The 26196-nt window shown below is 44.9% G+C and carries 18 protein-coding genes and 1 tRNA gene; 5 read left to right on the top strand and 14 right to left on the bottom strand.

Annotation, left to right across the window (positions count from 1 at the left end; genetic code table 11):
• Positions 1-5 precede the first annotated feature (5 nt).
• Positions 6-79: transfer RNA gene (locus GPM24_RS14545), tRNA-Pro, on the bottom strand.
• Between GPM24_RS14545 and GPM24_RS14540 the strand changes: the two genes are divergently transcribed.
• Positions 47-292 (top strand): hypothetical protein, encoded by a 246-nt coding sequence (locus GPM24_RS14540; RefSeq protein ID WP_158827531.1) that lies wholly within the window; start codon positions 47-49, stop codon positions 290-292. The two genes, GPM24_RS14545 and GPM24_RS14540, sit on opposite strands and share 33 nt — an antisense overlap.
• A gap of 65 nt (positions 293-357) precedes the next feature.
• Here GPM24_RS14540 and GPM24_RS14535 read toward each other — a convergent pair whose 3' ends face one another.
• Genes GPM24_RS14535 through GPM24_RS14515 form a run of 5 tightly spaced genes read right to left on the bottom strand, consistent with a single transcriptional unit; the run spans position 358 to position 6288 of the window.
• Entirely contained in the window at positions 358-1944 is a 1587-nt protein-coding gene (locus tag GPM24_RS14535; RefSeq protein ID WP_158827530.1) for a sodium:solute symporter family protein, read from the bottom strand.
• Between the two features lie 32 nt (positions 1945-1976).
• Entirely contained in the window at positions 1977-3131 is a 1155-nt protein-coding gene (locus tag GPM24_RS14530; RefSeq protein ID WP_158827529.1) for a four-carbon acid sugar kinase family protein, read from the bottom strand.
• Positions 3132-3135: 4 nt separating this feature from the next.
• Positions 3136-4173 carry a 4-hydroxythreonine-4-phosphate dehydrogenase PdxA gene (gene pdxA, locus GPM24_RS14525; RefSeq protein ID WP_158827528.1) on the bottom strand — a complete coding sequence of 346 codons (1038 nt, stop codon included), beginning with the start codon at positions 4171-4173 and terminating at the stop codon, positions 3136-3138.
• Complete coding sequence (locus GPM24_RS14520) at positions 4166-5104, bottom strand: dihydrodipicolinate synthase family protein (protein ID WP_158827527.1); 939 nt, start codon at positions 5102-5104, stop codon at positions 4166-4168. Before GPM24_RS14520 ends, pdxA begins: the two co-directional genes overlap by 8 nt.
• Positions 5105-5142: 38 nt before the next feature.
• Positions 5143-6288, bottom strand: coding sequence for an iron-containing alcohol dehydrogenase (locus tag GPM24_RS14515; RefSeq protein ID WP_158827526.1), 1146 nt, complete (start codon positions 6286-6288; stop codon positions 5143-5145).
• A gap of 297 nt (positions 6289-6585) precedes the next feature.
• Here GPM24_RS14515 and GPM24_RS14510 point away from each other — a divergent pair, with 297 nt between their 5' ends.
• The 4 genes from GPM24_RS14510 to GPM24_RS14495 all read left to right on the top strand — a co-directional run bounded on the left by GPM24_RS14510 (position 6586) and on the right by GPM24_RS14495 (position 12525).
• Positions 6586-7458: an AraC family transcriptional regulator gene (locus GPM24_RS14510; RefSeq protein WP_158827525.1), complete on the top strand. Its 873-nt coding sequence runs from the start codon at positions 6586-6588 to the stop codon at positions 7456-7458.
• Between the two features lie 221 nt (positions 7459-7679).
• A complete protein-coding gene (gene fbp / locus GPM24_RS14505) occupies positions 7680-8729 on the top strand; it encodes a class 1 fructose-bisphosphatase (protein ID WP_158827524.1) in 1050 nt (349 codons plus the stop codon).
• A 40-nt stretch (positions 8730-8769) separates the two neighbouring features.
• The gene (locus tag GPM24_RS14500; protein WP_158827523.1) at positions 8770-10203 is read left to right on the top strand and encodes a sialate O-acetylesterase; all 1434 of its coding nucleotides are present in this window, start codon (positions 8770-8772) and stop codon (positions 10201-10203) included.
• 12 nt (positions 10204-10215) lie between these two features.
• Complete coding sequence (locus GPM24_RS14495; protein ID WP_158827522.1) at positions 10216-12525, top strand: DUF5703 domain-containing protein; 2310 nt, start codon at positions 10216-10218, stop codon at positions 12523-12525.
• 165 nt (positions 12526-12690) lie between these two features.
• Here GPM24_RS14495 and GPM24_RS14490 read toward each other — a convergent pair whose 3' ends face one another.
• The 8 genes from GPM24_RS14490 to GPM24_RS14455 form a co-directional block, all read right to left on the bottom strand.
• On the bottom strand, positions 12691-16035 hold the full coding sequence (locus GPM24_RS14490; RefSeq protein ID WP_158827521.1) for a glycosyl hydrolase: 3345 nt from the start codon (positions 16033-16035) through the stop codon (positions 12691-12693).
• Between the two features lie 67 nt (positions 16036-16102).
• Entirely contained in the window at positions 16103-16300 is a 198-nt protein-coding gene (locus GPM24_RS14485; RefSeq protein ID WP_158827520.1) for a hypothetical protein, read from the bottom strand.
• Between the two features lie 54 nt (positions 16301-16354).
• Positions 16355-18541, bottom strand: coding sequence for an alpha-L-rhamnosidase-related protein (locus GPM24_RS14480; protein WP_158827519.1), 2187 nt, complete (start codon positions 18539-18541; stop codon positions 16355-16357).
• A gap of 3 nt (positions 18542-18544) precedes the next feature.
• The gene (locus GPM24_RS14475) at positions 18545-20134 is read right to left on the bottom strand and encodes a sodium:solute symporter family transporter (protein WP_158827518.1); all 1590 of its coding nucleotides are present in this window, start codon (positions 20132-20134) and stop codon (positions 18545-18547) included.
• 5 nt (positions 20135-20139) lie between these two features.
• Entirely contained in the window at positions 20140-21225 is a 1086-nt protein-coding gene (locus GPM24_RS14470; RefSeq protein ID WP_158827517.1) for a Gfo/Idh/MocA family protein, read from the bottom strand.
• A 28-nt stretch (positions 21226-21253) separates the two neighbouring features.
• Positions 21254-23779 (bottom strand): L-rhamnose mutarotase, encoded by a 2526-nt coding sequence (locus GPM24_RS14465; protein WP_158827516.1) that lies wholly within the window; start codon positions 23777-23779, stop codon positions 21254-21256.
• Between the two features lie 46 nt (positions 23780-23825).
• On the bottom strand, positions 23826-24758 hold the full coding sequence (locus GPM24_RS14460) for a sugar phosphate isomerase/epimerase family protein (protein WP_158827515.1): 933 nt from the start codon (positions 24756-24758) through the stop codon (positions 23826-23828).
• 9 nt (positions 24759-24767) lie between these two features.
• Positions 24768-26195 carry an alpha/beta hydrolase family protein gene (locus tag GPM24_RS14455; RefSeq protein WP_158827514.1) on the bottom strand — a complete coding sequence of 476 codons (1428 nt, stop codon included), beginning with the start codon at positions 26193-26195 and terminating at the stop codon, positions 24768-24770.
• Position 26196: the final 1 nt, after the last annotated feature.

Raw genomic sequence — 26196 nt, 5'->3', positions numbered from 1 at the left:
TATCGTCGGGATGGCAGGATTCGAACCTGCGGCCTCCACATCCCAAATGTGGCGCGATACCGGGCTACGCTACATCCCGGAAGGGTTTGCAAAGGTAAGCTTTTTATTTACTATTGCAAATTATTTTAAAGAACTTTTAGCATTTCGAAATCTTCATTTTCTGGCTGCTAAAGTGATTAACAATTGGGCTTTTTTAACTTCTAAACCGTTTGATGATTTAGCTATTATTGATGTCCTTAACTGTGAATCTGCTGCAAAGATAGACGTGAAAATTATAAATCCAACAAAATAATTGACCTAAATTATAATAGTCCTTAAAATCAGCCGATTATTTTTTAAATTTCTATTCTTAATAGGTTAGTGAGCATTGGTAAGCTCTTCAATTTGCGAATTTTGACCCTTTCTGCTTTGACGCCAACCACTGTACAGCAATCGCTGATCAAGCACCGGTTTAGGGAAAAACAAGCTGGCCACATAACCAACTACAATAACAACCAAATGGCTGTAAACACCCAGCATAAGTTTGTTGTGTGTAAAGTTGTATTTACCCAGATCAAGCAACAACGATTTGTTTTGGCCTAGCCCGATGGGTGTTGAAGTCAGAAATGCGTAAGACGTAAACAGGATACATACACCAATAGCAATATTTACACCCTGCCTGTTGGCCCGTGCACTAAAAATGCCCAGCAGGAATACGCCCACAATACCACCCGAAAATATGGCATACAGGGTAAAGATGATACCCAAGATACCTTCATTACCAATATTGATATATATGCCGCCAATAGCGATGGAAATAATGCCAGAAATAACAATTAACCATTTACCCCCGTTAAGGTACTCTTTGTCTGACTTGTTAGGTCTAAACTTTTTATAATAATCCTCTACCCCTACCGCCGCCAGTGAATTTAAATCGGCACTTAAGCTGCAAATAGCTGCCGATATCATGGCTGCCAGAATGAAGCCGATAACGCCGCTGGGCAGCTTGGTCATGATAAAAAACGGGAACACTGCATTGGCGTTGGTATCTGCCGGAAGCGGATGTTGTTTATAATAAACAAACAGGCAAGTACCAATCAGCATAAACATGGTCCATACGGGCACGGTAAGCGATATACCCAACAAAGATGCCCGGATAGCCGCCTTATCTGTTTTGGCTGTTAAATATCGTTGCACTACGGTTTGATCGGTGCCATACTTTTGTATGCCGTAAAACAGCCCGTTTATAGCCATAACAATGAATGTTAAACGCGTAAAATTAATGTCGTATGGTCCAAAACCGGTACGCCCTCCGGCCGATGCCACCTTCCAGATTTCAGATGGGCCGCCGTCTATCGAAAACACCAGTACAATTAAACACAACAAACCACTGGCAAACAGCATGAAACCCTGAAATACATCCAGCCATATAACGGCTTCCATGCCACCCAGCAAATTAACAGCAATAATAATTACGCCTACCACCACAATAATAGCGAAGGTATTTCCTCCCGTCATGTTACTTAAAGCTACCGCCAGCAGAAAAAAGACGGTTCCCATTCCTGAAAACTGCCTGAGCACAAAAGCAATAGAGCTGTAGTAACGCGCAAACAAACCAAAGCGCTTCTCAAAATACTCGTAGGTACTCAAGCCAATTACTTTTCTAAAAAGCGGCACAATAAACCATATAGTACCCAACAGCACCACTGGTACCATTAAGCCCTGTACCAGCAAAATCCAGTTAGACGAGTAACCCTCGCCCGGATAACCCAAAAACGTCACACTACTAATTAACGTAGCGAGTAATGACATCCCGATAGCCCAGGCAGGCACCCTGCCTTTGGCTGCAAAATAATTTTGTGTAGAATTTTGCTTACGCGCATATCGTAGCCCAAAAAAAAGTGTTGTTAATAACACAGCAATGATTATCACATAATCAATTACTGCTAATACGGGTTTGGCCATATTTTTTGGTTAGTATTATTGCAAGCAGATAGTTAAAAATGCCATATCTTCTCTCCCCAGTTATAACTACCTGGTTTTAAAGTAACATATAATTTATGATGAAACAATGCCTTGTTTCTGATAACACCTGCAGCCAATTCTTCAACAGGATAAAGGGTATTTAACTTTAAGCATTTCAATATTGCAGCAGCAGTTGAGCCGCCTTCTATAACCAGCTCTTCAACATTTACTTGCTCAAACACCTTTTTCACAACGCTTGCCATGCCTTCCCGCAATTGTAAGGCGCTGATGGTTTTATCAAGCGATATCTCCTGATCAATAGACATAATTGCCTTACCATGCTCGTTGATCAATTTGCATATATCTTCGCACCATGCGTGTAGGCATTGCTGCCAAGCTTTGGGCGTTAAATCATTTATCAACGGTAAATAACTTACGGGTCCGCCTGAAACTTTTAATGCTTTAATGGCTTTGGCGCTATTAGCAAAGGTAGTACCACTCACATACAAAGCCGGCATGCCAAACGGTGCTATTTCTACCAAAGCATGCTCATTAGGATTAACCCGGGCTTGTAGCAAAGCATTGAAGAAACCGGCTGCCCCCACCACGTATCGATACGGAGCCGCTTTTTGTGCCCATGAATTTAAATCCCGAACATCGCTTACTTCGCCAACTATTATACCCGTGTTGCTGTATACCTCGTGGTGCTTTTTAAATGCTAATTTATCTTGAGCGGCCTTGAGCATGTGCAGCACATTAGCGCTGGTTACCGGAAACTCGGGATCGCTGGAAAAAGAAGTTTGATGTACTGGCTGACCATTAACCCAGTAAGTTCCGCTAACCAAGGTACGCCCTAGTGCCGGATTCGCGGGAATAATGAATGTGCCTTGTACGCCCCAAACTTGCATTTCAGCTTGCACTTCGGGCAAGATATGACCACGCAGTACGGAATCTATTTTTTTGTAAATAAATTGTGGATGAAGCTGTTTTAATGCTTTGCTGATTTCGGTAACTGCTTCAACGGCATCCGCTTCTGTTTTGGAGCGGGAGTCGGTGTTGATAATTAACAGATCGACAGCTGTGTTTGCGCTGACGTGCGTACTGATCTCGACCTGAAGATTGTATCTCAGTCCGATACCGCCCAGTTCGGCGGCACCTGTCAAGTCATCAGCAATTACAGCAATCATAAAGCTATGCTGTGGTTTTGTTTTTAGACAGCTGTATGGCTGATTCAATAGCTAACACCATCGCATCAGGACTAGCTATGCCTTTGCCCGCAATCTCGAACGCGGTACCGTGATCTACAGAGGTACGGATAATAGGCAAGCCCATGGTGATGTTAACACCTTTCACGCTATCCATCTGCTTTTTTTCGGGGTTCCATTTAAAGCCCGATAGCTTAAACGGAATGTGCCCTTGATCGTGATACATAGCCACTACCCCACCATAGTAACCGGTGGCAGCTTTTGAAAACATCGTATCGGCAGGTACAGGGCCTTCTACATCATAGCCCAAACTAAGCGCTTCCTGAACAGCTGGCAATATTTCCTGATCATCTTCGGTACCAAACAAGCCCGAGTCGCCGGCATGCGGATTTAAACCGGCAATACCTATCTTAAGGTTCGTTTCGCCTAAGCTAATCAGGCCATTGTGTAATAGCTCAACTACTTCAACAATCCGGTCTTTTTTTACCAAGTCGCATGCCTGACGTAATGATACGTGGGTTGATACATGGATCACCTTCATGTTATCTTCTACCAGCAGCATTGCATACTTTTTGGTATGGGTATAATGCGCATAAATTTCGGTATGACCAGCAAAATGATGGCCAGCCTCGTTCATCGATTTTTTATTAAGCGGCCCGGTTACGGTTGCATCAATTTCGCCGGCCATAGCCAGTTCAATCACTTTTACCACCGACTCGAATGCTGCATTACCTGCCATAGCCGAAACTACGCCAAACTCAAGTTCATTCAGGTTTACATTCTTTAAATCGAACACATCTATTTGCCCGAATTTAAACTGTGCTTCCTGCACCTGGCTAATTGGATTGATAGTAGCCTGTAAACCCAGTTTTTGAATGATGTGATTAAATACACCAGCATCCCCTACCAATAAAGGGCTGCAGTGTTCGTAGATATCTTGATTGAGCAACGCCTTGATGGCAATTTCCGGACCGATACTGGCTGGATCGCCCATGGTGATGCCTAATATAGGTTTTTCAGACATGATTGTATTTATTCAGTTTAATTCCTTCTTTGTCCATCAAAGCATATAAAGCCTGCTTTAAGCTAACTTTTTCATTTTCACCTAATTCTTGCAAAGGTGACATCATATACGGCTGGCATAAACCGGCTTCCTGCATCAGCACTTTCAAGGCAGCCAACGACTCTCCTAGTAATCGATCAGCTTGATACACATTTCCAAACGCATCAGACAGGTGCTGAAAGCGGTAAGCCCGGTCTTCATCGCTTAATGAAACGGCATCAACCATTTCACAATAAATATCGGGTAGCAAATTGCCCGTACTCGGTACTAAACCGTCGGTACCGTTAAAAAGCGCATAGGCTGATTGTGCCGCCCAACCTAAAAAATGACTAAAGTCTGCCCGCGATGCCCATAGCGCCAACGATTGATCCAGGCGCTCTTTACTCCTTTCCGAATCTTTAGTACCAACAATGTGCTCATGATAACTTAACTCGTCCAGCAAATCAAGCGGAATTGACATGTGTGTAGTTGCCGGGATATTGTAAACAATTAGCGGGCCGGCTACCTGATCGGCTAAATCTGTAAAATAGCGTTTCATTTGGTCGGTAGTGAGGTTGTAATATGCCGGCAGTGTAGCTACCAGTGCATTTGCCCCTGCATCCAAACTCCGTTTGCCCATTTCTATGGTTTCTTCCAGGCTATTTCCAGAAATACCTACGTACAGCAAACTGTCTGCCTTTTTAAGGCGCGACGCTTCGCGCAGATAGTCGTACTTAATTCCGGCAGATAAAGAAGGCGATTCCCCTGTGGTACCCAATATAAAAGGCATCGCCTTGTTGGCGTACAGGTTGGCAAATATCCGCTCTACCGCCTCAGTATCTAATTGATATTTGGCCGTAAGCGGTGTAATAACCGGTATTACATTACCCCGGAATTGTTTGTTTGTTTTCATTTAAGCTTCAATCTCTTTTTAATTGTCTGCTGAATGTTTTAATAAGCCGCCTGGTAAATAGCTATTGCATCATCCAGTGTGACCGGTCGGGGATTATTGTTTAATAATCTTGTAATTTTCATGGCATCATCAGCCATTTGCGGTATCACATTCTGCGGAATATCCAGGTCTCTGAGCCTTGCCGGGATGCCGCATTGGGCTATCAGTTCTTTAATTTTATCAACGCCTGCCTGAGCAGTTGCCCTATCATCGCTTTGCCGGCTGCAACCTAACGCCACCGCTACATCTGCGTACCGATGCGGCGCTGCTACCGCATTAAACTCCATTACATAAGGGAGCAACAAAGCGTTAGATAAACCATGCGCCAAATGAAACATGCTACCTAAAGGATAAGAAAGTGCATGCACAGCTGCGGTATTAACAGGGCCTAAACAAAATCCGCCCAGCATGCTACCCATCGCTACCTGTGTACGTGCGTTTTCGTCATTACCGTTTTTTACAGCCGTAACTATGTTGGCTGCAATTAAGCGCATGCCTTCGTAAGCATACATATCAATAAAAGGCTGGGCAAATTTGTTGGTATAGGCTTCTAAACAATGAGTTAATGCATCCAGTCCGGTAGCCGCTGTGATAGCGGGTGGAACACTTATAGTAAGTAAAGGATCAACATAAACAATATCAGGAACCAAAAACGGACTAATAATGCCTTTTTTCTGATTATCCGAGTCATCCACCAATATAGCATTAGGCGAAACCTCGCTGCCTGTGCCCGAGGTGGCAGGCACGCAAATCAGTTTTTTGTGACGTTGCTTTAAAAGACCGTTGCCTACAATTTCAGATAACGTTTGCAAATTGCCTAATTGCGCAGCAACCAGCTTGGCAATATCTAAAACGCTTCCACCGCCTATACCCAATACCGCATCGGGATTAGATGCAGCTTGCTTTTGCATTAATGCATCAAAATCGGTAAAAGTAGGTTCTCTAACAATGCTGGTATCTATATTAACCTTAATATATAAGTCCTTTAACTGCTTAATTAAGGCATCAATTTGTGAAAGAAGCGGCTCAATGGTAACAATTAACACCTCCTTGCAGCCCAATTGCTGAATCTCGTCGGCCAAGTTTTGCAAACATCCGTTTCCAAAAATCAGCTTACCCGGAAAGTGAATTTTCAAATTTTGCATTTATAGCTTTGTAGTATAATTTTCTTTAAAAATAAGGAGCGATAAATACTACGCCTTAAATAAATAAAGCCGTATTTAAAAACGCCATTTAAATAGATCCTTTAGTAAATAATAATGTGGTTTACTGGTTTCTTCATTACAAACATAGCTACGTATACACTCCATTTTTTGTAGCATTTTTTCTATAAACAATAGCATCTTACCATGAAACGCCTCAGAATACATCATTTATAGGTATAGATATTATACTTTTTATACCGGTTTTATTAACTTTAACGACCAATTATAATCACCGCTATGAAGCCGCTTTATCGAAAACTGTCGGGCGAGGCAGAAACCTCATTCACTATTCGCCATGATATAAAACCAAACTTTGGCAACATATGGCACTATCACCCCGAGCTGGAGCTACATTATAATATCAAAGGAGAGGGTGTTCGGTTTATTGGTGATAATATTGGAAACTTTTCGGCAGGCGAATTGATTTTGCTGGGCCAAAATTTACCGCACGCCTGGCGCTGCCGCGAGGAATATTACCAGCCCAACAGCTGCTTAAATATTGAAGCTATTGTTTTTCAGTTTTTACCAACCTGCCTAGGTAAAGATATTTTGTCGCTTCCTGAAGCGTATGTTGTTAATAAGATGTTTGAGCGGGCTAAAAGCGGCATGATTATTCAGGGCGAGGCAAAAGAAAAGGTTATTAGTTTGATGCGGGCCGGTGTAGATGCCAGCGGCTTGGATCGTTTAATTGTAATGCTTTCTATTTTAAAACAACTGGCCGAAACAAAAGAATTTAAGCCCATTGTAAACAATCTGAATGCGTTTCAGCAACCCAGTGAAACCGACGATGCCCGTTTGAGCCAGATTTATACTTATACACTATCCAACTACAAGCGCGACATTACCCTAAATGAAATTTCGGCATTAAGCAATTTAAGCGTCACCTCGTTCTGCCGGTATTTTAAGCTGATGACTAATAAAACTTATTATGATTTTTTGATAGAGATCAGAATAAGTCACGCTTGCCGCTTACTGGTAGAAAACAAACTGATTACTGAGGTGATTTGCTTTGAATGCGGTTTTAACAACGTATCTAACTTTTACCGGCATTTTAAAAAAGTTAAAGGTATAACACCGGCGGAATACAAACGACGCTATTTGAAAAACTAGCCTATAATACTTTCTTTCCTTCCCTTTGATAATATTGTATAGCATTTGGCCAAAATTAGCAATGCCAGGCTACGCTGTACTTATACCTTTGTAGCAGATAAACCTGAGTGCTAGCCTATAGCACTTATCCCGGCTAAGTAAGCTAACAACTTGCCAAGTACTTTTTTAGCATACCTATTACCGAGATAATAATTTTTTAACATCATATCTATCATCTATCTATGCAAGGAGTAAAGACATTAGGACAATTTATCATTGAAAAGCAGGCGGATTTTCCCTATGCCAAGGGGGAGCTCTCGCGTTTACTGCGCGACATTGGCATTGCCGCCAAGCTGGTGAACCGCGAGGTGAACAAAGCGGGGCTGGCGGACATTTTGGGCGATGCCGGCTCGACCAACATCCAGGGCGAGGGCCAGAAAAAGCTGGACGTGTATGCCAACGAGCAGTTCATCTCGGCTTTGCAAAGCGGTGGCGAGTGCTGCATTGTGGTGAGTGAGGAAAACGACGAGTACCTGTATATCGACTCGGAGATTTCCAAGAACGCCAAATACATTGTAGCCATTGACCCTTTGGATGGCTCTTCCAACATTGATGTGAATGTGGCCGTTGGCACCATCTTTTCCATCTACCGCAGAAAAAGCACCGAAGGCAAAGCCACGATGGATGACGTACTGCAGCAAGGCACCCAGCAGGTAGCGGCAGGCTATGTTATCTATGGATCCTCGACCATGCTGGTGTACACCACCGGCAAAGGGGTCAACGGCTTTACACTGGATCCTTCTATTGGTGAGTTCTGTTTATCACATCCCGATATGCAGATGCCTAAAGATGGCAATATCTATTCAATCAACGAAGGTTACTATACGCACTTTCCGGATGGCATCAAAAAATACATCAAGTACTGCCAGGTAGAAGATAAGCCTACGAATCGCCCCTATACGTCCAGATATACCGGCTCAATGGTGGCCGATTTGCATAGAAGCTTAATTAAAGGCGGCATTTTCATATACCCCATGACAGCACAGGCACCCAGCGGCAAACTTCGGCTGGTGTATGAGTGCAACCCGATGGCTTTTATTGTAGAACAGGCGGGTGGTAAAGCGAGTAACGGTTACTCGAGGATACTGGAGTTGGAAGTGACGGATCTGCACCAGCGCACCGCTATTGTGATTGGCTCGGAGCAGATGGTTAAGAAAGCAGAGGAGATGCTGGCTTGCTTTTCACCACAAATTACCAAACGCACCTTCGAAGGGTTGGTCACTATTCAATAACTTTTCAGATATTTAACCCAATTCATACTTAACCATTTACATGAGCATAAAATTTACCAGCTTTATAGGTTTTGCTTCTATTCTTCTTTCAACATTACAAACTAAAGCCCAAGTAAAGCTGGCTTCTATTTTTACTGATGATATGGTACTGCAACAGCAATCACAAGTACCAGTTTGGGGCTGGGATGATGCCGGCAAAACCATTAATATTATCACCTCGTGGAACGGCAAGCATTATAAAGGTAAGGCAGATGCTTCGGGTAAATGGAGAATTAAGGTGGTTACCCCAACAGCTGGCGGCCCCTACTCACTAACGATCAGCGATGGTAAAGCGACCAAACTCAACAATGTTATGATTGGTGAGGTATGGCTATGCACCGGCCAGTCGAACATGGAAATGCCCATGAAAGGTTTTAAAGGGCAACCTATAATTGGTTCAAATGAGGTTATTCTAAAATCTAAAAATAACAACATCCGCATTTATACCGTACCGCGCTCATCTAAAACCGAACTTCAAAATAACAGCAAGCCTTCGCCCTGGCATGTAGCAAGCCCGGAGTTTGTGAGCAACTTCAGCGCTACCGGCTATTATTTTGGCCGCTTACTGAACGAGATGTTGAATGTGCCGATTGGTTTAATCAATGTAAGCTACGGCGGCTCTTCCATAGAAGCTTGGATGGATGCGGATGTACTGAAAGCTTTTCCTGAAATTAAAATTCCGGCTAAAACTGATTCTATTAAAGCGGTAAGCCGCACCCCTACTACCTTATACAATGCCATGCTTTACCCGGTTATTGGTTACGGCATCAAAGGTTGCATATGGTACCAGGGCGAATCAAACTATGACCGGCCCGACCAATATGAAAAGCTATTTCCGGCTATGGTAACCCGCTGGCGTGAATTATGGAATGAAGGCAATTTCCCTTTCTATTACGCACAGATTGCACCTTATGATTATGCGCAATTGCCACCGTACAACTCGGGCGGCAAGTATAATTCTGCTTATTTAAGGGATGCACAGCGCAAATCTCAAAAAACCATCCCAAACAGTGGTATGGCGGTGCTGATGGATATAGGTGAGCAAGCTTCTATTCACCCGGCACATAAAGAACCTGGCGGCACACGTTTGGCTTACCTGGCCCTGGCACAAACTTACGGTTTGAAAGGCTTTGGCTATGCCAGTCCAGATTATGAATCTGTAACCATTAACGGCAATATTGCCGTCGTAAAATTTACTAACGCGACTAACGGTCTTACCTCATTTGGAAAAGAGTTAAACAGCTTTGAAATTGCCGGGAAAGATAAGGTGTTTCATCCCGCAAAAGCGGTTATCTATGGCAGTTCGATTTCTGTATCAGCACCGGATGTGAAAGAACCTGTAGCCGTTCGGTACGCTTTCCGCGATTTTATTGTGGGCGATTTATACAGCACCGAAGGTTTACCGGTATCTTCGTTCCGTACAGACGCTTGGTAAATTTTAGTCTTCATGAAATTAGCTTTCCTGACCTTTTTTATTCTGCTTGTTGCGGTAGCAAGTTCGTTGGCACAACCGGCAGAATTGCAACAAAACAACCTTACCTGGACGAGCCAAAGTAAAAACTCGGGCGAATCCATGCCCTGTGGCGGTGGCGATATTGGCTTGAACGTTTGGGTAGAAAATGGCGAGCTCCTGTTTTATTTATCCAAAAGCGGCACTTTCGATGAAAACAATAGCTTTTTAAAATTGGGGCGGGTACGCATTAAAATGCAGCCAAATCCGCTGACGGGGCAAAATTTTAAGCAGCAACTTACCCTGCAAGATGGTGCGGTTACTATTCAGGATAGAGACGGTAAACTTTCGGCCCGCATAAAAGTATGGGTAGATGTTTTCAGGCCAGTTGTACATGTGGATGTACAGAGCAATCAACCAGTAACTACATTGGCTAGTTATGAAAATTGGCGGTTTGAAGACCGGCCTATTAAAGGACGAGAGAATAATCAAAACTCATGGAAGTGGTCGCCCCGTACAGATATTAAAACGTATAAAGATGTAGTTACCATTCAAAACAACGGCATCCTGTTTTATCATCACAATAAAGACAGTACTATATTTGATGCTACGGTACAACATGAAGGGCTGGATAGTGTAAAACCACAACTATTTAATCCCTTGAAAAACCTGACGTTTGGCGGATACATGGCGGCGGCAAATATGGCTCCTGCAGGTACTTACAGCGGCCAGTACCTCAGTACGGCGTTTAAAGGCTGGCAACTAAAAAGTATTAAGCCCACTCGCAAACAAAGCGTCCAAGTTTATCTATATACCGAGCAAACACCATCCGTTAGCCAATGGCAAACCGGGTTGCAAGAAATTGTAAAGGAAGCGACAAGTAAGGCCAAACAAGCCGAACAGAATACGGCTAACTGGTGGAAAGCCTACTGGAACCGGAGTTTTGTTTTTATTAACAATCCTCAAACTACAACTGAATGGCAAGTGGGCCGCAATTATCAATTGTTTCGCTATATGCTGGGCTGTAATGCTTATGGGCAATATCCCACAAAATTTAACGGAGGCTTGTTTACTTACGATCCTGAGCTTACTAACACAGATATTAAATTAACGCCCGATTTCAGGAACTGGGGCGGCGGCTTAATGACGGCGCAGAACCAGCGACTGGTTTATTTCCCAATGCTGAAAAGCGGCGATTGGGATATGATGAAACCGCAGTTCGATTTTTATCTGCGCTCGCTGCATAATGCAGAGCTTCGTTCAAAAGTATACTGGAACCATGATGGAGCCTGCTTTACCGAGCAGCTGGAAAACTTTGGTTTGCCCAACATAGCCGAGTATGGCTTTAAACGCCCGACCAGTTTTGATAAAGGTGTTGAATACAATGCCTGGCTGGAATATGAATGGGATACCGTACTAGAATTTTGCCTAATGATGCTGGAAACAGAACGCTACGAAGGTAGAAATATATCGGACTACATACCTTTTATTGAAAGCTGCCTTACCTTCTTTAACGAGCACTATCAATATCTAGCCCGTAACAGAAGTAACAAAACCTTTGATGGCAACGGAAATTTGGTGCTATATCCGGGCGCTGGTGGCGAAACTTACAAAATGGCTTACAACTCCACCTCTACCATTGCGGCTTTAAAAACGGTACTTACACGTTTGCTGGAATTACCGGAACATTACTTAAGTGCTGAGCAACGCGAAAGCTGGACAGTGATGCTCAACCGAATTCCACCAATAAATTTCCGCGAATTTGATGGGCATAAAACCATATCACCAGCTATAACTTGGGAGCGGGTAAATAATACCGAATCGATGCAGTTGTATCCTGTTTTTCCGTGGGGAATATACGGTGTGGGCAAGCCTGATTTGGACGTAGCCATTAATACATGGAAGTATGATACCCTGGCGGTAAAATTTAGAAGCGGCGTTGGCTGGAAGCAAGACAATATTTTCGCTGCCCGGTTAGGGTTAACGGACGAAGCCGCCCAACTGACTACATTTAAACTGAAAGATTCCGGCAGGCGCTTTCCGGCGTTCTGGGGCCCCGGCTACGATTGGACACCCGACCACAATTGGGGCGGCTCCGGCGTGATAGGCTTACAGGAAATGCTGCTACAGGTTGACGGCAAAAAGATTTTACTATTCCCCGCCTGGCCCAAAACATGGGATGTACATTTTAAACTGCGTGCCCCTTACAACACTACTATTGAAGCTACGGTTAAAAACGGCCATGTGGAAAACTTGAAAGTGTTGCCTGAATCGCGGCGGCAGGATGTTGTGAATATGCTAAAATAACTTATCACCTCTAGCGATAGTGAGAAAACTTTAAAGCATGCAATTCTGCTAATTGCTTTAAAAAAGTTATCACTCGAAATGACAGAATCGTTACTTTGATTTACCTGCCTAACGATACCCATGTTTCCATATCAACATGTCCGCAGTTGCCCCAGCGGGAGTATCTTACTTAACTTTTTGCAAGGTTACCGGGCCCAACAAACCTGCCGGCAATAACGGTTTGCCTTCTAAACGGTAAGGTGCGTTGGTCCAGGTAATTTGCTTTTCTTTAGGCAAACCATGATCGCCTATTAATCGGTTAGCCCATGTATTGGCAACCTCAATGCGAATGGTATTGTTGCCTGGCTTTAGGGCTTTGCTAATGTCTACCCGATAAGGAGCCGTCCAAACCACACCGCATGAAATGTTATTCACATAAACTTCGGCAATGTTATTCACCTGCCCTACATCCAGCCATACGCTTTTAGAAATCTTTTGATTCCAGTTAAACGTCTGCTGGTAAGCGGCCGTGCCCGAATAATACTTAACAGCCGGGTCGACCATGCTGCCCCAGTTTTGCAATTGCGTAAAACGTACCGGATCTTTAGGGCCACCCATTTTTGCATCGAAAGTTACTTGCCAATCCTGTTTAAGCGTTTGTATAGGTTTTACTGCTAATGCATTGTTACCGGCATGAACTTGTGTTGGCGTACCGGCTTTTCTGAACACCGCAAAAACCGACTCACCAGCTAGCAAATGCAAAGGCAATAATGTGCGGCCGTTTTTCATTTGCCAGTTGTCAGCCAGCCGAATCGTCCCTGTTACCGGATCAAACAATTCGGGAACGCGACCAGCTAATCGCAAAGACAGGTTTACCGTGCGCTCTGCATCGTTTTGATTAGAGATGAAATAAATATCCAATGACGGCGCAGCTCGGTGCGTCCAAGCTACGTTTTCTGCAACGGTACCAGACGAGTCTGTGAAAATCACATCAGGCTGCAAATTAATTTCGCTGAAAGTTGAGGCTTGATAAGGTACTGGTAACAACCGGCCTTTTCCGGCTTGCTTTACCTGAAGTTGGTTGTCGATAACGATGTTTGCACCATCATTTACCAGCTCCTGCAAACGCTGCTTTACCTCTGCCGATAGCACATCACCGTTAGGCGACATTTTAGTAGCTCCTGGCATCACCAACACTTTATAGCTCGCGCCGCCAGGCAGTTCTACTCTGCCATTTACTACTTTAGCCAAATGCAACAGTGCGTCGGGGTTAAAGGAGTCGTAGGCGTAACCATGCAGCGGGTTAATCCAATTTTCCGCATCCGTCATGTTGGCTCCGCTATTAACCCCTATCGGAATGGTACGCATAGGCGTGCCTACGTTTGCCAAACGTTTCTGCTCGGCAGCAACACGTTCGGCACCAAACAAGCCCGGTAGTATAGGAACCAATCGGTCTGGTAAAACTGATCGTCGCGGAATTTCTTCACCGGTAAAAACCGCTATATCGATAACCGGCTTACCCACCTGCAGCATTGCCTGGCAACGCTGCATATATTCCATCCAAGCCCGGCCGGGTTTCCACCAGGTTTGATCGCGCTGAAAAAAGAGGCCGATACCATCCAGTGTCATGCCGGGTTTACGGTCCGTCCAGGGGTTGTGGGTATTTACATGAAACACAAAACGGTTTATGCCCAACGCCAGGTTTCGGTCGGCGGCGATTTTCAACATACCGGGGTGTTCATCCCACATCATGCGCAACTCGGTGAAAGATTCTGATTGAATAATATTTTTACCGTAAATATGCCCACCTGATATGGCATCAAGCATATCATTAGGCTTATCGTGTGTGGGGCTACGCAGCCAAAATTCGCCCATAGGCACATCTACTTTGCTGTAGTGCAATAAACCATCGCTGGTCATGGTGGGGGCAATACTTTCGGCAGTAAACGTGCAACCTTGCGCATGTGCCAATTGGGCCATGGTACCGTAAAATTTATCCACCACCAGTTCGGCAATGGTTTTACGCACATCAGTCAATACTTTTTCCGACTGCTCGGCACTCTGCACTGGTATGCCAGCCATTACGGGCAAGTAAGGTACAATATCATATCCCCTGCGTTTCTGAAACTCCTGCCTAAACACCGGCGACCAATTTTGGCTGCCACACTCCCAGCTATCTATATGAAACACCTTCAAAACATTTTTGGATAGGTCGGGGCCTAATTGTTTCACCGCTTCGCCAAACCACTTGGTGTATTGTAGTTTGATAGCTTCGGGATTAAACTTATCGCATTCTAAACCAATACCGCCACCACCGGTTGCGTTGGTATGCCCGGTAGAAGTATGGCCTATGCGTAATATGGTCCACTGCCCGGCAGGCACGTTCCAATGCAGGCGCCCACTGGCATCTAACTTATCAGTAATATCAATAATTTTATCTTTATGCACACATAACGAAGCGGGTAACTGCTGGGCAGAGGTATGTTTACTGATGCGCCACACTGCACCGCTTTTACCCTCGTACTGATGAATACGCGGTTCGGATGATAGCTCAATACCCGATAACTTCAATGTAGGTTTCCATTTGGCAAAATCTAAATCCTCGGCTCCTGGTTCCGAGCCTTCCTTATTGTAAATGAAGCGAAAATAACGCGCAGTTGTAGGTATAATGCTATGCGTAACATCGGCATCGTTATCCTGCCAGCCATGGCGTGGTGCATCTAAGCGGCCCACAGCGCGAAATGCTTTGCCGTCATCACTCACCTGCAATAAAAGGCGCTGTGCCTGGTAGTTGCTGGAGTTGGTATGGATAACCAGCGACCGGCAGGTAAAAGGTTCCGAAAAAGTTAATTGCAACCAACAAGAATCGTTGCTGCTGAATGTCTTTTTATTGCCTGGATCGGCTAAATATTGTACATCCGTGTTAGGAATACTCGTAGTAATCTTGGGAACAATGGTTTTGGTAGATATACCTGTGCCAACCGGTGATGGGTACGCCAATACAGTAATATCTTTGTAGTAACCCTTATAACTCTCGGGTCTTTGCAAAGTATCGTTAAAAAGTTTTCCGCCACTTACATTTGTTTCCGACCACACTACTTTCTGCATCGATAGTTCAGGCGTAATCCATGGGCCACCAGCTAAAGCAAAACCATCGCTATCGTGCAGAGCCATCTTTAAGCCCAGTCTGTTGGCTTCTTTGAATGCAAAGCGAACCATGTCCCACCATTCGGGTGTAAGCTGTACAACCGGCGGATTGATATAGGGTGGATTTGCCGGGCCTTTAATCGGCATCAGGTAAGCCCCTCCCAAACCGGCTTGCTTCATGGCCTCCAAATCGGCAGTAATACCGGCGTTACTCACGCTGGCTTGCATCCAGTACCAAAACACCCAAGGCTTGGCCGATTCGGGCGGGTGCTGAAATATCTGGTCGAGATTAATTTTTGCGGCAGCCTTACGGACCTGTGCAAAACCCTGTATCAATGTAACACAGCAACAAGCAAGTGTAAAAAAGAAAGTTTTTTTTATCATAGCTGGTAACAGCCTTTTATTTTTTCGCTCAAAATACTGATAGTTTCCGGTTGACCGATATGAAGCATCAGGTAAAAATCATAATGATACCGTTTTGTCTGAATTTAAAATTCGTTACCATTTCCTTAAGGCATGTGGTTGCCCGGGCAGGCTCGTGGTTAATGCTATTTACCAATTGATTTTTCCAAGGCTCGGCACGGTATACCTGGGGAGCGTTAGATACAGCTACCGGCGTTTTGTCAACCAGCTGTGTATATACTGCCACTCAATAAAGTACCCGCAAAAAACATATAGCGTATCTGTTTATCATCATGTTCAATTACAAGGCACTATAGGCTACCGTGTATGCCTTTCCTTTTTGGATAGCAATCTCGTAGTAACCTGCAACCAACTTAATGGAAGCGCCTTCGCACACCGGCAGGGTTTTGCTTTTGATACGTAATGTACCATCGCCTTCAGCCGCATTTACTTTAATCTGTTTTGTGCTGCAATACACTTTAATATCGCCGTTAGGGATTGGCACGGCACCCTCCATCCACTGTAAACCGCCTAATTTAGGTTCAATAACATACCGCTGATAACCGGGGGCTGTTGGTTTTACGCCAAGGTAGTACTTACCTAACAGGTAGATAGGACTTGCGCCCCAGGCATGGCACAAGCTTTTACCAAACGGACGCCCGTACATGGCATAATGTTCTGCTCCTTTTTTGTCGGGATTGTACTCTTCCCAAAACGAGGTTGCGCCCAGGTTGAGCATGCCACCCCAATAATCTTTCATTTGCTGTAAAACGTAGGATTGCTCGCCCATAGCGCACAAAGCCTCCAGCTCGTAAAAGCGCATATATGGGGTGGTTATTTTAGGAACATCATTATTCAGCAACACATACTTTTTCACATCCTGCTTTTGCGCTTCGGTGAAGTAGTTAAAAAAGATAGAGAACATATTGGCATACCGGGTAACGTTTTCCGTAGCCTTGCCCTTAACGCGGCTGTGTACCAGCGCATGCTTTTGCGGATTCCAATAGTATGTAAACAATTTAGCTTTTAAATCTTTGGCCAATAAGTTGTATTGTGTAGCACCTTTAGCATCGCGCATTAAATTTGCACATAAAGCCATTGTTTCCAGGCTGCGGGCCAGTAGCAGTTGCTCAAAGCTTACTTCGCCCTTTTTGCTCAGGCCATCTGCCCAGTCAATAAATACCCAATCGCCGGTAAGGCCTTCCATCATACCATCCTTGTTGCGGCGCGACAGGCAGTAATTCATCAGGCTTTGCATACGAGGATAAAACTGCTGAATGAAAGTTTTATCGCCCGTATACTGGTAGTAATCATAAATGCCCATAAACCAGTAAAAGGTATAATCCATAATGGTATTAATGTGACTGGTTACCGGATCTTTGCCGCGCAGGGCCATTAGTGTGCGGGTTACCGTTGGCGAATCAAAGTACAGGTAGTAATTCATCAAATAGCTCTGGTAAGCATCGCCCGACCATACCCAGCGGTCGCGCTTAATACCATCGATAAAAAACTCGCGGGTATTGAGCTGCATGGTATACGCTGATACCTGCCATATCTTATTAATCTGTTCATCGGAACAGATAAAACTGCCACGTTGGGTAACCGGCGAATATTCGTACAGCATCGAGACTTCATTGATGCTCACCTGCTCGTCAAACTGTACGTTTACATAACGGAAGGCCCGTGAACCATCCAGTATTACATCGCCGCTTTGATGTTGGTCAACATCAATACGGTCCAGCAGTTCGCCACCCAAAGTATCCAGCGCTTCTTCTTTCGATTCGCCGTAATACAACCTGACTCTACCCTTGCCTTTTACACCTTGTAATTTAATGTAGCCGAAGGTTTCTTTACCAAAATCAACCAATATGGAATTGCCTTTTTTATCCTGACTAACCGCCGATTGTGCTACAGTAGGCAGCCGAAAGGCCGACGGCAATGCCGTTGCCTCGTTAAAATTCCAGGCATCAGCCGACAGGTATTGAGTGGCGGATATATCAGAGGTTTTACCTGATGCATCAATCCACTCCTTATCCTCAAAAGTAACCCGCCAAGAGGTATCGGTTACCACATGCGCACTCTTTACAAATACCGCAGGTACACTGGCCTGGTTATATACTTTTACGCTAAGGCGATGCTTGCCGGCCGGAAGTGTGATGCTTTTGGGATATCCGGCAATGGCTTTACCATCAATTTTTAAATTGTACTGTCCCTCTACGGCAACTTCGGCAGTTTCGGATGCCGAAATTTCAAAATCTTTATGAAAATCAATCAACACGTAATGGCTGTCCAGTTTCCAGAACGGCGGAAGGAACGAGCCGCGCTCGGTGCGGCGATTTTGCATTTTATTGCTTAGCCAAATTTCGTAATCGCCTGGATACCATATCCAGGTGGCTTTGCTTTGTGCTATCGCTACATCGGCACTGAACATTATCCACAAAACCGCTATTGCAGTTAAAAACTTTTTAAAAGATATAGTTGATTTCATAAATCAATGTCTGCTAAATATGATGTAAAGGCCAATCATTACCACCGTAAGCAGCACCCAAGCAACCTTTACACGCATGGTTGGCTCAGCCAGCGGCGTGAGGTCATCTGCAGTAGGTTGGTATACTTGGGGCGAGGTGTCAAATAAGGATATCAGGATGGCAACCACCATCAGAAATGCAAAAATTAAAAAGGACAACATCAAATAATGTGGCCAAAAATGATACTTGTCGGGCGGTAATAACCAAAGGTACACCATGCCAGTAGCCAAACTGAAGGCCGAGCCAGCGGATAATATAGTATTAACAGCCTTACGGGTAGTTCTTTTCCAGAACACGGTAAGCAAAAATACCACCGCTAAGGGCGGTGCTATAAAACCTAGAACGGATTGAAACACATCGAACAGGTTGAGCCCTTTAATGCTGTCAATGGCCAGTGCCATAATGATAGCAAACACGCATCCGGCAGCTACGGTTAACCGGCCTACACGAATGATGTCTTTATTGGTAGCATTAGGGTTTATCTTTTTAACGTATACATCCATAGTATATACTGTACTTAGTGAGTTGAGCGATGACCCTATGGTACCTACTAAAACCGCAATTAACACCACAATAACCAGCCCATTCATGCCCGGCGGAAACAGATTGGTTACCATCGTCATGTAAGCTTCGGCCGGATCTTTCAGGTGGGGAAACAACTCGTAGCAAAGTACGCCGGTGAGTATAAATAAGGGGAGCGAAAGTATTTTGAGCCAGCCAATAAAGTTTACCCCTAACTGTCCTTGCTCCAAACTTTTGGCACCCAAAACCGACTGCACCATGGCCTGATCAGTACAGAAAAATGCTATGGCCGATACCGGATAACCCAGCAGTATAGCATACCACGGGTACTTGGTATCTGTAGCCGGATGAATTAGGTTCCAGTAACTAGGCGGTGCCTGATGCCATACGGCTGACAGGCCGCCCACTTTGCTGATACCTAAAATTGTGAGGGTTAACGATACGCCTATAAGCAATATCATTTGAAAAACATTGACTTTGGCAATGGCTTTTAACCCACCTGCAAACGTAAACAAGCCTGCAAATGAAACCAGCACGATTACCGATTGCCACATAGGGATGCCTAAAATTTGCCTTACCAAAAAACCACCGGCAAATAATCCAAGTGATAACCACGAAATCAAAATTTTAATGAGCGCATACCAGGCCAGTATATTTTGGGTGGAACTGCCATAACGGTTGCCCATAAACTCGGGCATGGTACTAACGCCCGATGCCAGGTAGCGGGGCGCAAACACCAACGCCAGCAGCATCAGAAACACGAATGCATACCAATCAAAATTTACCGCCACAATACCCGTGCTATAACCAATACTGGCAAACGCCAGCAGCATAGATGGCCCTACGTTGGTACCCCACATGTTAAAACCAATACTGGCCCAGCCTAAGCTTTTATTGGCCAGAAACAAGCTTTCATCAGGCTTTTTACGGCTGGCAAAGCTTGCGCGGTAGCCAATAATCATCAGCACCACCAAATAGGCAGCCACAATTAAGTAATCTAAAGTGGTAAGGCGTTGTACAATGTTTCCCATCAATATCAGGCTTTTAAAGCTTCGCGGCTTAAACCGTATTCGTTTAAAATATCATTTACTTTCACCGGCATACCTGTTTTGAGCGAGCGGTCCATAGCTTGCAGTAAGGCAACGGTACCTACCCCTTCTTTTACATCGGGATAAGCAGTACGGCCGCTTTCCAGGCAATCGGCCACATATTCCAGGTAATTTTGGTACTCGCCGGCATGGTGGCTTTGGCCCTCAAAACGGAAGTAGTGTTTTAGTGTAGAATCGCCCCAAACCACAATCTTTTCTTCGCTGGTTTTATCGGTAACAGCATAGCGCAGCTCATGGTAATCGGCTTGTGATGCCCCCTCGGTTCCGCGTAAAATGGTACTCATGCCGCTATCACGATAGGCTGGTTGCGTTGGTCCTGTATAACATCCGCTGACACGTGCTATGCGGCCATCAGCAGCTTTGAAAATAAAGTGCATGGTATCTTCATTTTTAAGCCCGGCATTTTTGCCGTTGCTGCTGATCATGCCGTAGCCCATTACTTCTTCAACATCGGGCAGATACCAGCGTATAAAATCAACCGGATGGCTTAAGCCGCCATATAGCCATTTGAAAGCTTGTTCCAGCGCCCAGGGTTTTTCTAAAAACCAACGGTGATCGGCATGATACTGCGCTTCAATGGTAATTAACTCGCCAATTAAACCGGCTTCAAAATCTTTACGCTGCCGTTTAGCCGGCTCAAAAAAACGGGAGCTTTGTCCAATAAACACTGCTTTGCCGGTGGTTTCAGATAATTGTATAAGTTCACTCGCTTGGCTTAAATCATCAATAAAGGGTTTGGTGCACACTACATGCTTGCCCGCCAATAGTGCTTGTTTTACATGCTCGGCATGCAGGTAGTCGGGTGTATAAATAGCTATCAAATCAATCTCGGCATCATTCAGCATGTCCTGATACTCGGTGGTATACTGATGGAAATCGAACTCTTTAGCACGGTGTTTACAGGTTTCCAAACTTCTGTCACACACCATTTTCAGCTCCAGCTTGTCGCTTTGTAAAGCTGCCGACATGGTGCTTCGTCCCTCTCCTAATCCTAAAATTCCGATTTTGAGCATTGTAGTATATTGGTTATTATAAGTTATATTAATTGGCTGGTACGGGTTTAAAGAACACCCAAACCTCGCCAGGCTTTGTTCCGGCAACGCCTTCCTGGTATTTAGCCATCAGTTTGTTCCATTCCACAACCCGCGGGTTATTCTCTGTAGTTTTTGGATTCAGTTCATCCAAGTTAGCCCCTTTGGGTATGCTGATAATGAGCATCAACTGCCTGCCGTTTTTAAACACCAGCAATTGCTGGAAACCGGCATTGCAAAAACCCTGCGATACCTGTGGCCATTTTTGAAACTGCGTTTGGTGATAATCCAGGTATTCCTGCTGCAATTTGGGATCAGCCACCAAATTAGCCGTCAACACAACGTTATCCCATTGCTTGGCGGCAACTGTATTTTTTGCACAATGTTGCTGGTTGTTGAAAACGTAAAAAGGCTTGTCGTATAATTTGACTTGGGCTGAAGGTAAGTCTTCACGCAACAGCTTTTGAATCCGCTCGGCCGATGGCAGGTAGCCAAACAGCACTATCCGGTTTTGCCATTGGTAAACCGATGAAACTGGGATACCGTTGCGTACACAAACAGCTTTTACTTTTTCGGCATCGGGCATCTTGCCGGTAGTGTCAATCACTTCCAGCACCTGCGGATGATCGGCTTTAATATCGTAGCCAACGTAGTTGATATTACCTTGCTTGTCGGTTTGCTGGAATTTCAACAAGCTCTTATAATCAGCTTGCAAACCGGCCTGCTGCTTAATGGTTTCCGCTACCTGCGCACCGTTGTTTGTCCACACATTATCCGGCCCGTTGGCATTCTGCAAAAATTTATCAGCTGGGCACCAGTTATTTTTTACGGTAAAACCGGATGAGCCTTCATCGCAGTACAAGTAAAACCAATGATGCACATCGTGGGCATAAGGCACCTTATAAATGCTGTCAATATAATTTTGTGCAATGGTTGAATTGGGCTGTGCTGATAAAGTATAAATGCCGGATACATCATACAAGTGCTTACCATAATGATGGATTTTGTTACCGACAATTTGGTTGCCTTCCATTACATTGGGTAGCTTGGTCCACCCCCACCCCATGCTGATGCCACTGTAGGATACTTCGGATACTTCGTTATGCGAAATGTTAATATTTTTTACATAACCTGCGCCTATGCCAACGCAGCCCCAATCCTCATTGGTTACATCAGTTATTAAATTGTTTTCGATACGCTCGTTGGTACACACCTCGCGCAAATCACTTGGCTTGTATGGCAGATGCACTTCCTGGGCCTCGTCTGAAAACACGCCTACCAGCACACCTGTTCCACCAATATCCTTAAATAGATTTCCTTTAATTACATCATCATGCGTACCGCGCTGATAGTCAAGACCAGTTGAAGCCATGTGCTCAAAACGGCAATCTTCGAACACTGTATGATGAGCATAAGCCAGTTCTACTGCCGCCGCAGGGCGGCCTACCCATGCCTGATTTTCCAGACCTTTCTTTTCGGGCGTACCTGGCACTTTTAGCTTGTAGGCGTCTATCATATACATGCCTGCCTGATGCGGTACATGCCCCTGTTGCGACGGCCGCAGCCAAGTGCTGTATTGAAAGCTGATGCCTTTGAAGTAAACGGATGAAACGGGCCGATCAATAGTACCGGTTACCTGTACCAGTTTTTCCAATTCAGGCACTGTTACCTTAGCCGTTACCAAATTCTCACCTCTGCGTGGCCAATAGTAAATTTTGCCATTGGCTACATCGGCATACCACTCGCCGGGCGTATCTAAAAACGATATATGGTTCACCAGATAAAAAGCAGAATTGCCATTCATCTTATGTTCTTTATCAATTACCGCAGCGGGCCACGGGTGCTCAAACTGTATGCGGCTTTCGGGCTGATGAAAGGTAAGCTTTAGCTTGTCGCCTTCTGGTGTTACACTTTTTACTCTTAGATTGGCAATGGCCCACATTTGGTGGATAACCATTTCCAGCTGTCCAATATCTTTCGGTAACCTGGCTGCATTAGCCGGAATCCACATCTCTTGCTTTTGTTTATCCATAGCCAGTATGCGCAGCATCTGGTTATCATCATTTACTTCACGTGCACGGGTGGCTTTATTGCCATTTACCCAAAGCTGGCGGAATTGTAATGATTGCCCGTTAAACTTTGGTATGTCGGCCACCCAAACCTTGCCTTTGGCTTGCGCCGGCAAACCGGCAACGGTGGCTTGCAGCCGTTGCCAGCCGGTTATGGCTATGCCTCCGCTAATTATGGGCCGAGCCGTTGAAGCCGCCTCGATATACGTAGGTGAGTTTTCTGTTCCGGAATCTTCGTACCGGATGAAAATAGGTTCTGTTAAATTATACTCACCTCCTGACAGCTTGATATGAATACCACCTTTGATAGAAGGATCATTTAGCCGACGCAGCTCGCGGGCTTGACGCAGTGCTGCTGCTACTGTAGCTTTGGGACTGCTTTCCGTACCGGGGTTATTGTCTGCTCCCGACGGCGACACCCAAATATCAGCAGCTTGTACGCTTAAGTTGAAGCATACCGCCAGCATAATCAGCCGTAGATAAATTGATACCTTCTTTATATACCGCACAAGCTTAAGATTGGAATATGGATTTAACATAGGCGGCGTTAGCGCTAAAGTTCCACTTCACATTGCGTGGATCTTTAGCATCTCGCGAGCGTTCAATTACTAACCAGCCGCTCCACTTCATTTTATCCAAGGTTTTCTTTATCTTCTTTAAATCGACCTTAGTATCATTTTGCAACCATACACCATCTGTATTGGTACAATGTATTTGGCAAATGCGCTTTTTACCCAATATTTTTAACTCCTCGCATACATCACGGCCATTATCCAAAGCGTTGGCAAAGTTGAAATAGCTTTGAATCGCCGGAGAACCAACTTCATCCAGCAGCTTAGCCTCATCGGTAGCATTTAATGATGTTTCTATACCGATAATAACCCCTGCGGCTTCGGCTTTAGGCGCAATAAGTTTCAACCGTTCCACTACTACCGGCCGCAATTCGGGATTCTTTGTGAGATCACTATTGACGCCCAACGGCAAGAAAGCAGTTTTAACATTCATGGCCTTTATGGTATCAATACAATCCTGCACCATACGATCAACCCCATCCCTCTTGGCAAATGATTGTGCAAAAAATCCGGTCATAGCCAGCGAGCATATCTCCAGGTTTAACTCTTTAGTCTTAGCTAAAAATTGCTCTCGTATTTCCGGCTTTGCCAGTTGATTATCGAAGGTTTCGCGGTTTCCCAAGCCTCCCATATCCACTTCTACCCCGTCCGCACCTATATCTTTGGTAAGCTGAAAAGCGCCGAGTTTCTGACGTTTCAGAATCATCAGATCCACTACCGCTACTTTGTATCGCGGACTTTTGGCGAACGCAGCTAGCGCCGAAGCCCAACCCTTTTGCTTAGGCAATAGTATACCTGCAGCCAGCAACGCGCTACTGTTTAAAAACTTACGCCTTGAATGAGATAAATGACCTTTTGAATCAGCTGGTTTCATAAAGAAGGTTTAATGGGTTGCAGAAACATTGCTTTTGGTAGCTGATGCAAACACTTTTTCCAATTGCTCGAAGCTGTGGATCGCATTGGCGGGCAGACGCTCTCCTTTTTCACCAAATACATACATGGCGGGATATTTCTCGATAGTTACTTTCGATTCGTCAATCTTGCCATCTGCTCCTTTTACCGCGTTGATGTTCAGGTTTAGGTATTTGGCCATAAAATCGTACATAGCCATCCGTTTGGATTTGCCATAGTCGTGGCCTTCGGTTGGGAAATGGGCGTTTTGGACCAATTCGGGTTTGCCGTAATAACCATATATTTTTTGCAGGTACGGCAAATCGGTATCCGGTACGTTGGCCGACCAATCTTTACCATCGGATATAACCAACTGCGGGCGCGGGGCCGCCATGGCCGCCAACTCGTCATTATTAGTTCCACCACCACATAGATGCACCGGCATGCCGCTTTCGCAAGGGCAACCGCCCGAAAAGTAACTGGACAACATGACTACAGGTACGCTTACTTTAATACGGTCGTCTAACGCTGTCATCAGCATGGTATGGCTGCCACCACCCGATGCGCCGGTAATAGCTACACGGTTGGGGTCAGCATTTTTTAGAGACAGCAAATAATCAAGAATGCGGAAACTATCCAGTGCTTGGATAGTCATGGCCAGGCTGCGGCGGTGATCCTCGCCTTTAAACTGCAGCAGCGATTCGCCCCATGCAAACAGGTCGTAGCTGATGGCCATAGCACCCATACGCGCCAGGGTAGCGCAACGGTATTGCTCATCAGCACGGTAACGGCCATCGCCAAAATGCCCATCGGGACACAATATTACCGGTATTTTGCCTTTGGCTTTTGTGGGCTGATATAAAGACCCGCTCACATATAAACCCGGCAAAGTTTCGATAGCAATATTTTCAATGGTATACCCATCCATTACCCGTTTGTTGGTAATGATGGGCTTTGAAGCTGGTTTGGCAGGTAGCGGCGATAGCTTTAACGCCTGGTACATGCACGGCTTTAAATCCGCCTTGCGCTTTTCCCAGCCAGATAAATCATGGTAAAACGAGGAAAGATAAGCCAGCTTTTCACGGCCTTCTTCGGGTGTAATGCGCGAGTACTCGTAATATTTGAGCTTAAAAGCGTTAGGCCCTTCCTCATTTACTTTCATATCCAGCGGTGCCAGCACAGCAGCCAGCGTTTTAGCCGCTGTTGGTTTGTAACGCCAATCGGCATAAGGTACCCAGCGGTCTTTCACCATATCTTCCGAGTACTTGATTTTGACATGGAATTTATCTTGTATCTCGGTAAGTACCTGTTTCAACGGCTTTTTATATTCGTTGTCCGAATCATTAAGCTGCTGAGCAAACGCAGTGCTGCCTAGCAATAGTAACCCAGTTACAAAAGCACTTATCTTTATTAACTGCATA

It is taken from the genome of Mucilaginibacter lacusdianchii (genome assembly GCF_009770985.1).
GTDB lineage: Bacteria > Bacteroidota > Bacteroidia > Sphingobacteriales > Sphingobacteriaceae > Mucilaginibacter > Mucilaginibacter lacusdianchii.
The sequence above is the reverse complement of the archived record's forward strand: the minus strand, read 5'-3'. Positions and strand labels throughout refer to the sequence as shown.

What these genes read in the sequence shown, in the direction of transcription:
- GPM24_RS14540 (WP_158827531.1), top strand. Translation starts at nt 47, where the DNA reads ATGTGGCGCGATACCGGGCTACGCTACATCCCGGAAGGGTTTGCAAAG.
- GPM24_RS14535 (WP_158827530.1), bottom strand. Translation starts at nt 1,944, where the DNA reads ATGGCCAAACCCGTATTAGCAGTAATTGATTATGTGATAATCATTGCT.
- GPM24_RS14530 (WP_158827529.1), bottom strand. Translation starts at nt 3,131, where the DNA reads ATGATTGCTGTAATTGCTGATGACTTGACAGGTGCCGCCGAACTGGGC.
- pdxA (WP_158827528.1), bottom strand. Translation starts at nt 4,173, where the DNA reads ATGTCTGAAAAACCTATATTAGGCATCACCATGGGCGATCCAGCCAGT.
- GPM24_RS14520 (WP_158827527.1), bottom strand. Translation starts at nt 5,104, where the DNA reads ATGAAAACAAACAAACAATTCCGGGGTAATGTAATACCGGTTATTACA.
- GPM24_RS14515 (WP_158827526.1), bottom strand. Translation starts at nt 6,288, where the DNA reads ATGCAAAATTTGAAAATTCACTTTCCGGGTAAGCTGATTTTTGGAAAC.
- GPM24_RS14510 (WP_158827525.1), top strand. Translation starts at nt 6,586, where the DNA reads ATGAAGCCGCTTTATCGAAAACTGTCGGGCGAGGCAGAAACCTCATTC.
- fbp (WP_158827524.1), top strand. Translation starts at nt 7,680, where the DNA reads ATGCAAGGAGTAAAGACATTAGGACAATTTATCATTGAAAAGCAGGCG.
- GPM24_RS14500 (WP_158827523.1), top strand. Translation starts at nt 8,770, where the DNA reads ATGAGCATAAAATTTACCAGCTTTATAGGTTTTGCTTCTATTCTTCTT.
- GPM24_RS14495 (WP_158827522.1), top strand. Translation starts at nt 10,216, where the DNA reads ATGAAATTAGCTTTCCTGACCTTTTTTATTCTGCTTGTTGCGGTAGCA.
- GPM24_RS14490 (WP_158827521.1), bottom strand. Translation starts at nt 16,035, where the DNA reads ATGATAAAAAAAACTTTCTTTTTTACACTTGCTTGTTGCTGTGTTACA.
- GPM24_RS14480 (WP_158827519.1), bottom strand. Translation starts at nt 18,541, where the DNA reads ATGAAATCAACTATATCTTTTAAAAAGTTTTTAACTGCAATAGCGGTT.
- GPM24_RS14475 (WP_158827518.1), bottom strand. Translation starts at nt 20,134, where the DNA reads ATGGGAAACATTGTACAACGCCTTACCACTTTAGATTACTTAATTGTG.
- GPM24_RS14470 (WP_158827517.1), bottom strand. Translation starts at nt 21,225, where the DNA reads ATGCTCAAAATCGGAATTTTAGGATTAGGAGAGGGACGAAGCACCATG.
- GPM24_RS14465 (WP_158827516.1), bottom strand. Translation starts at nt 23,779, where the DNA reads ATGCTGGCGGTATGCTTCAACTTAAGCGTACAAGCTGCTGATATTTGG.
- GPM24_RS14460 (WP_158827515.1), bottom strand. Translation starts at nt 24,758, where the DNA reads ATGAAACCAGCTGATTCAAAAGGTCATTTATCTCATTCAAGGCGTAAG.
- GPM24_RS14455 (WP_158827514.1), bottom strand. Translation starts at nt 26,195, where the DNA reads ATGCAGTTAATAAAGATAAGTGCTTTTGTAACTGGGTTACTATTGCTA.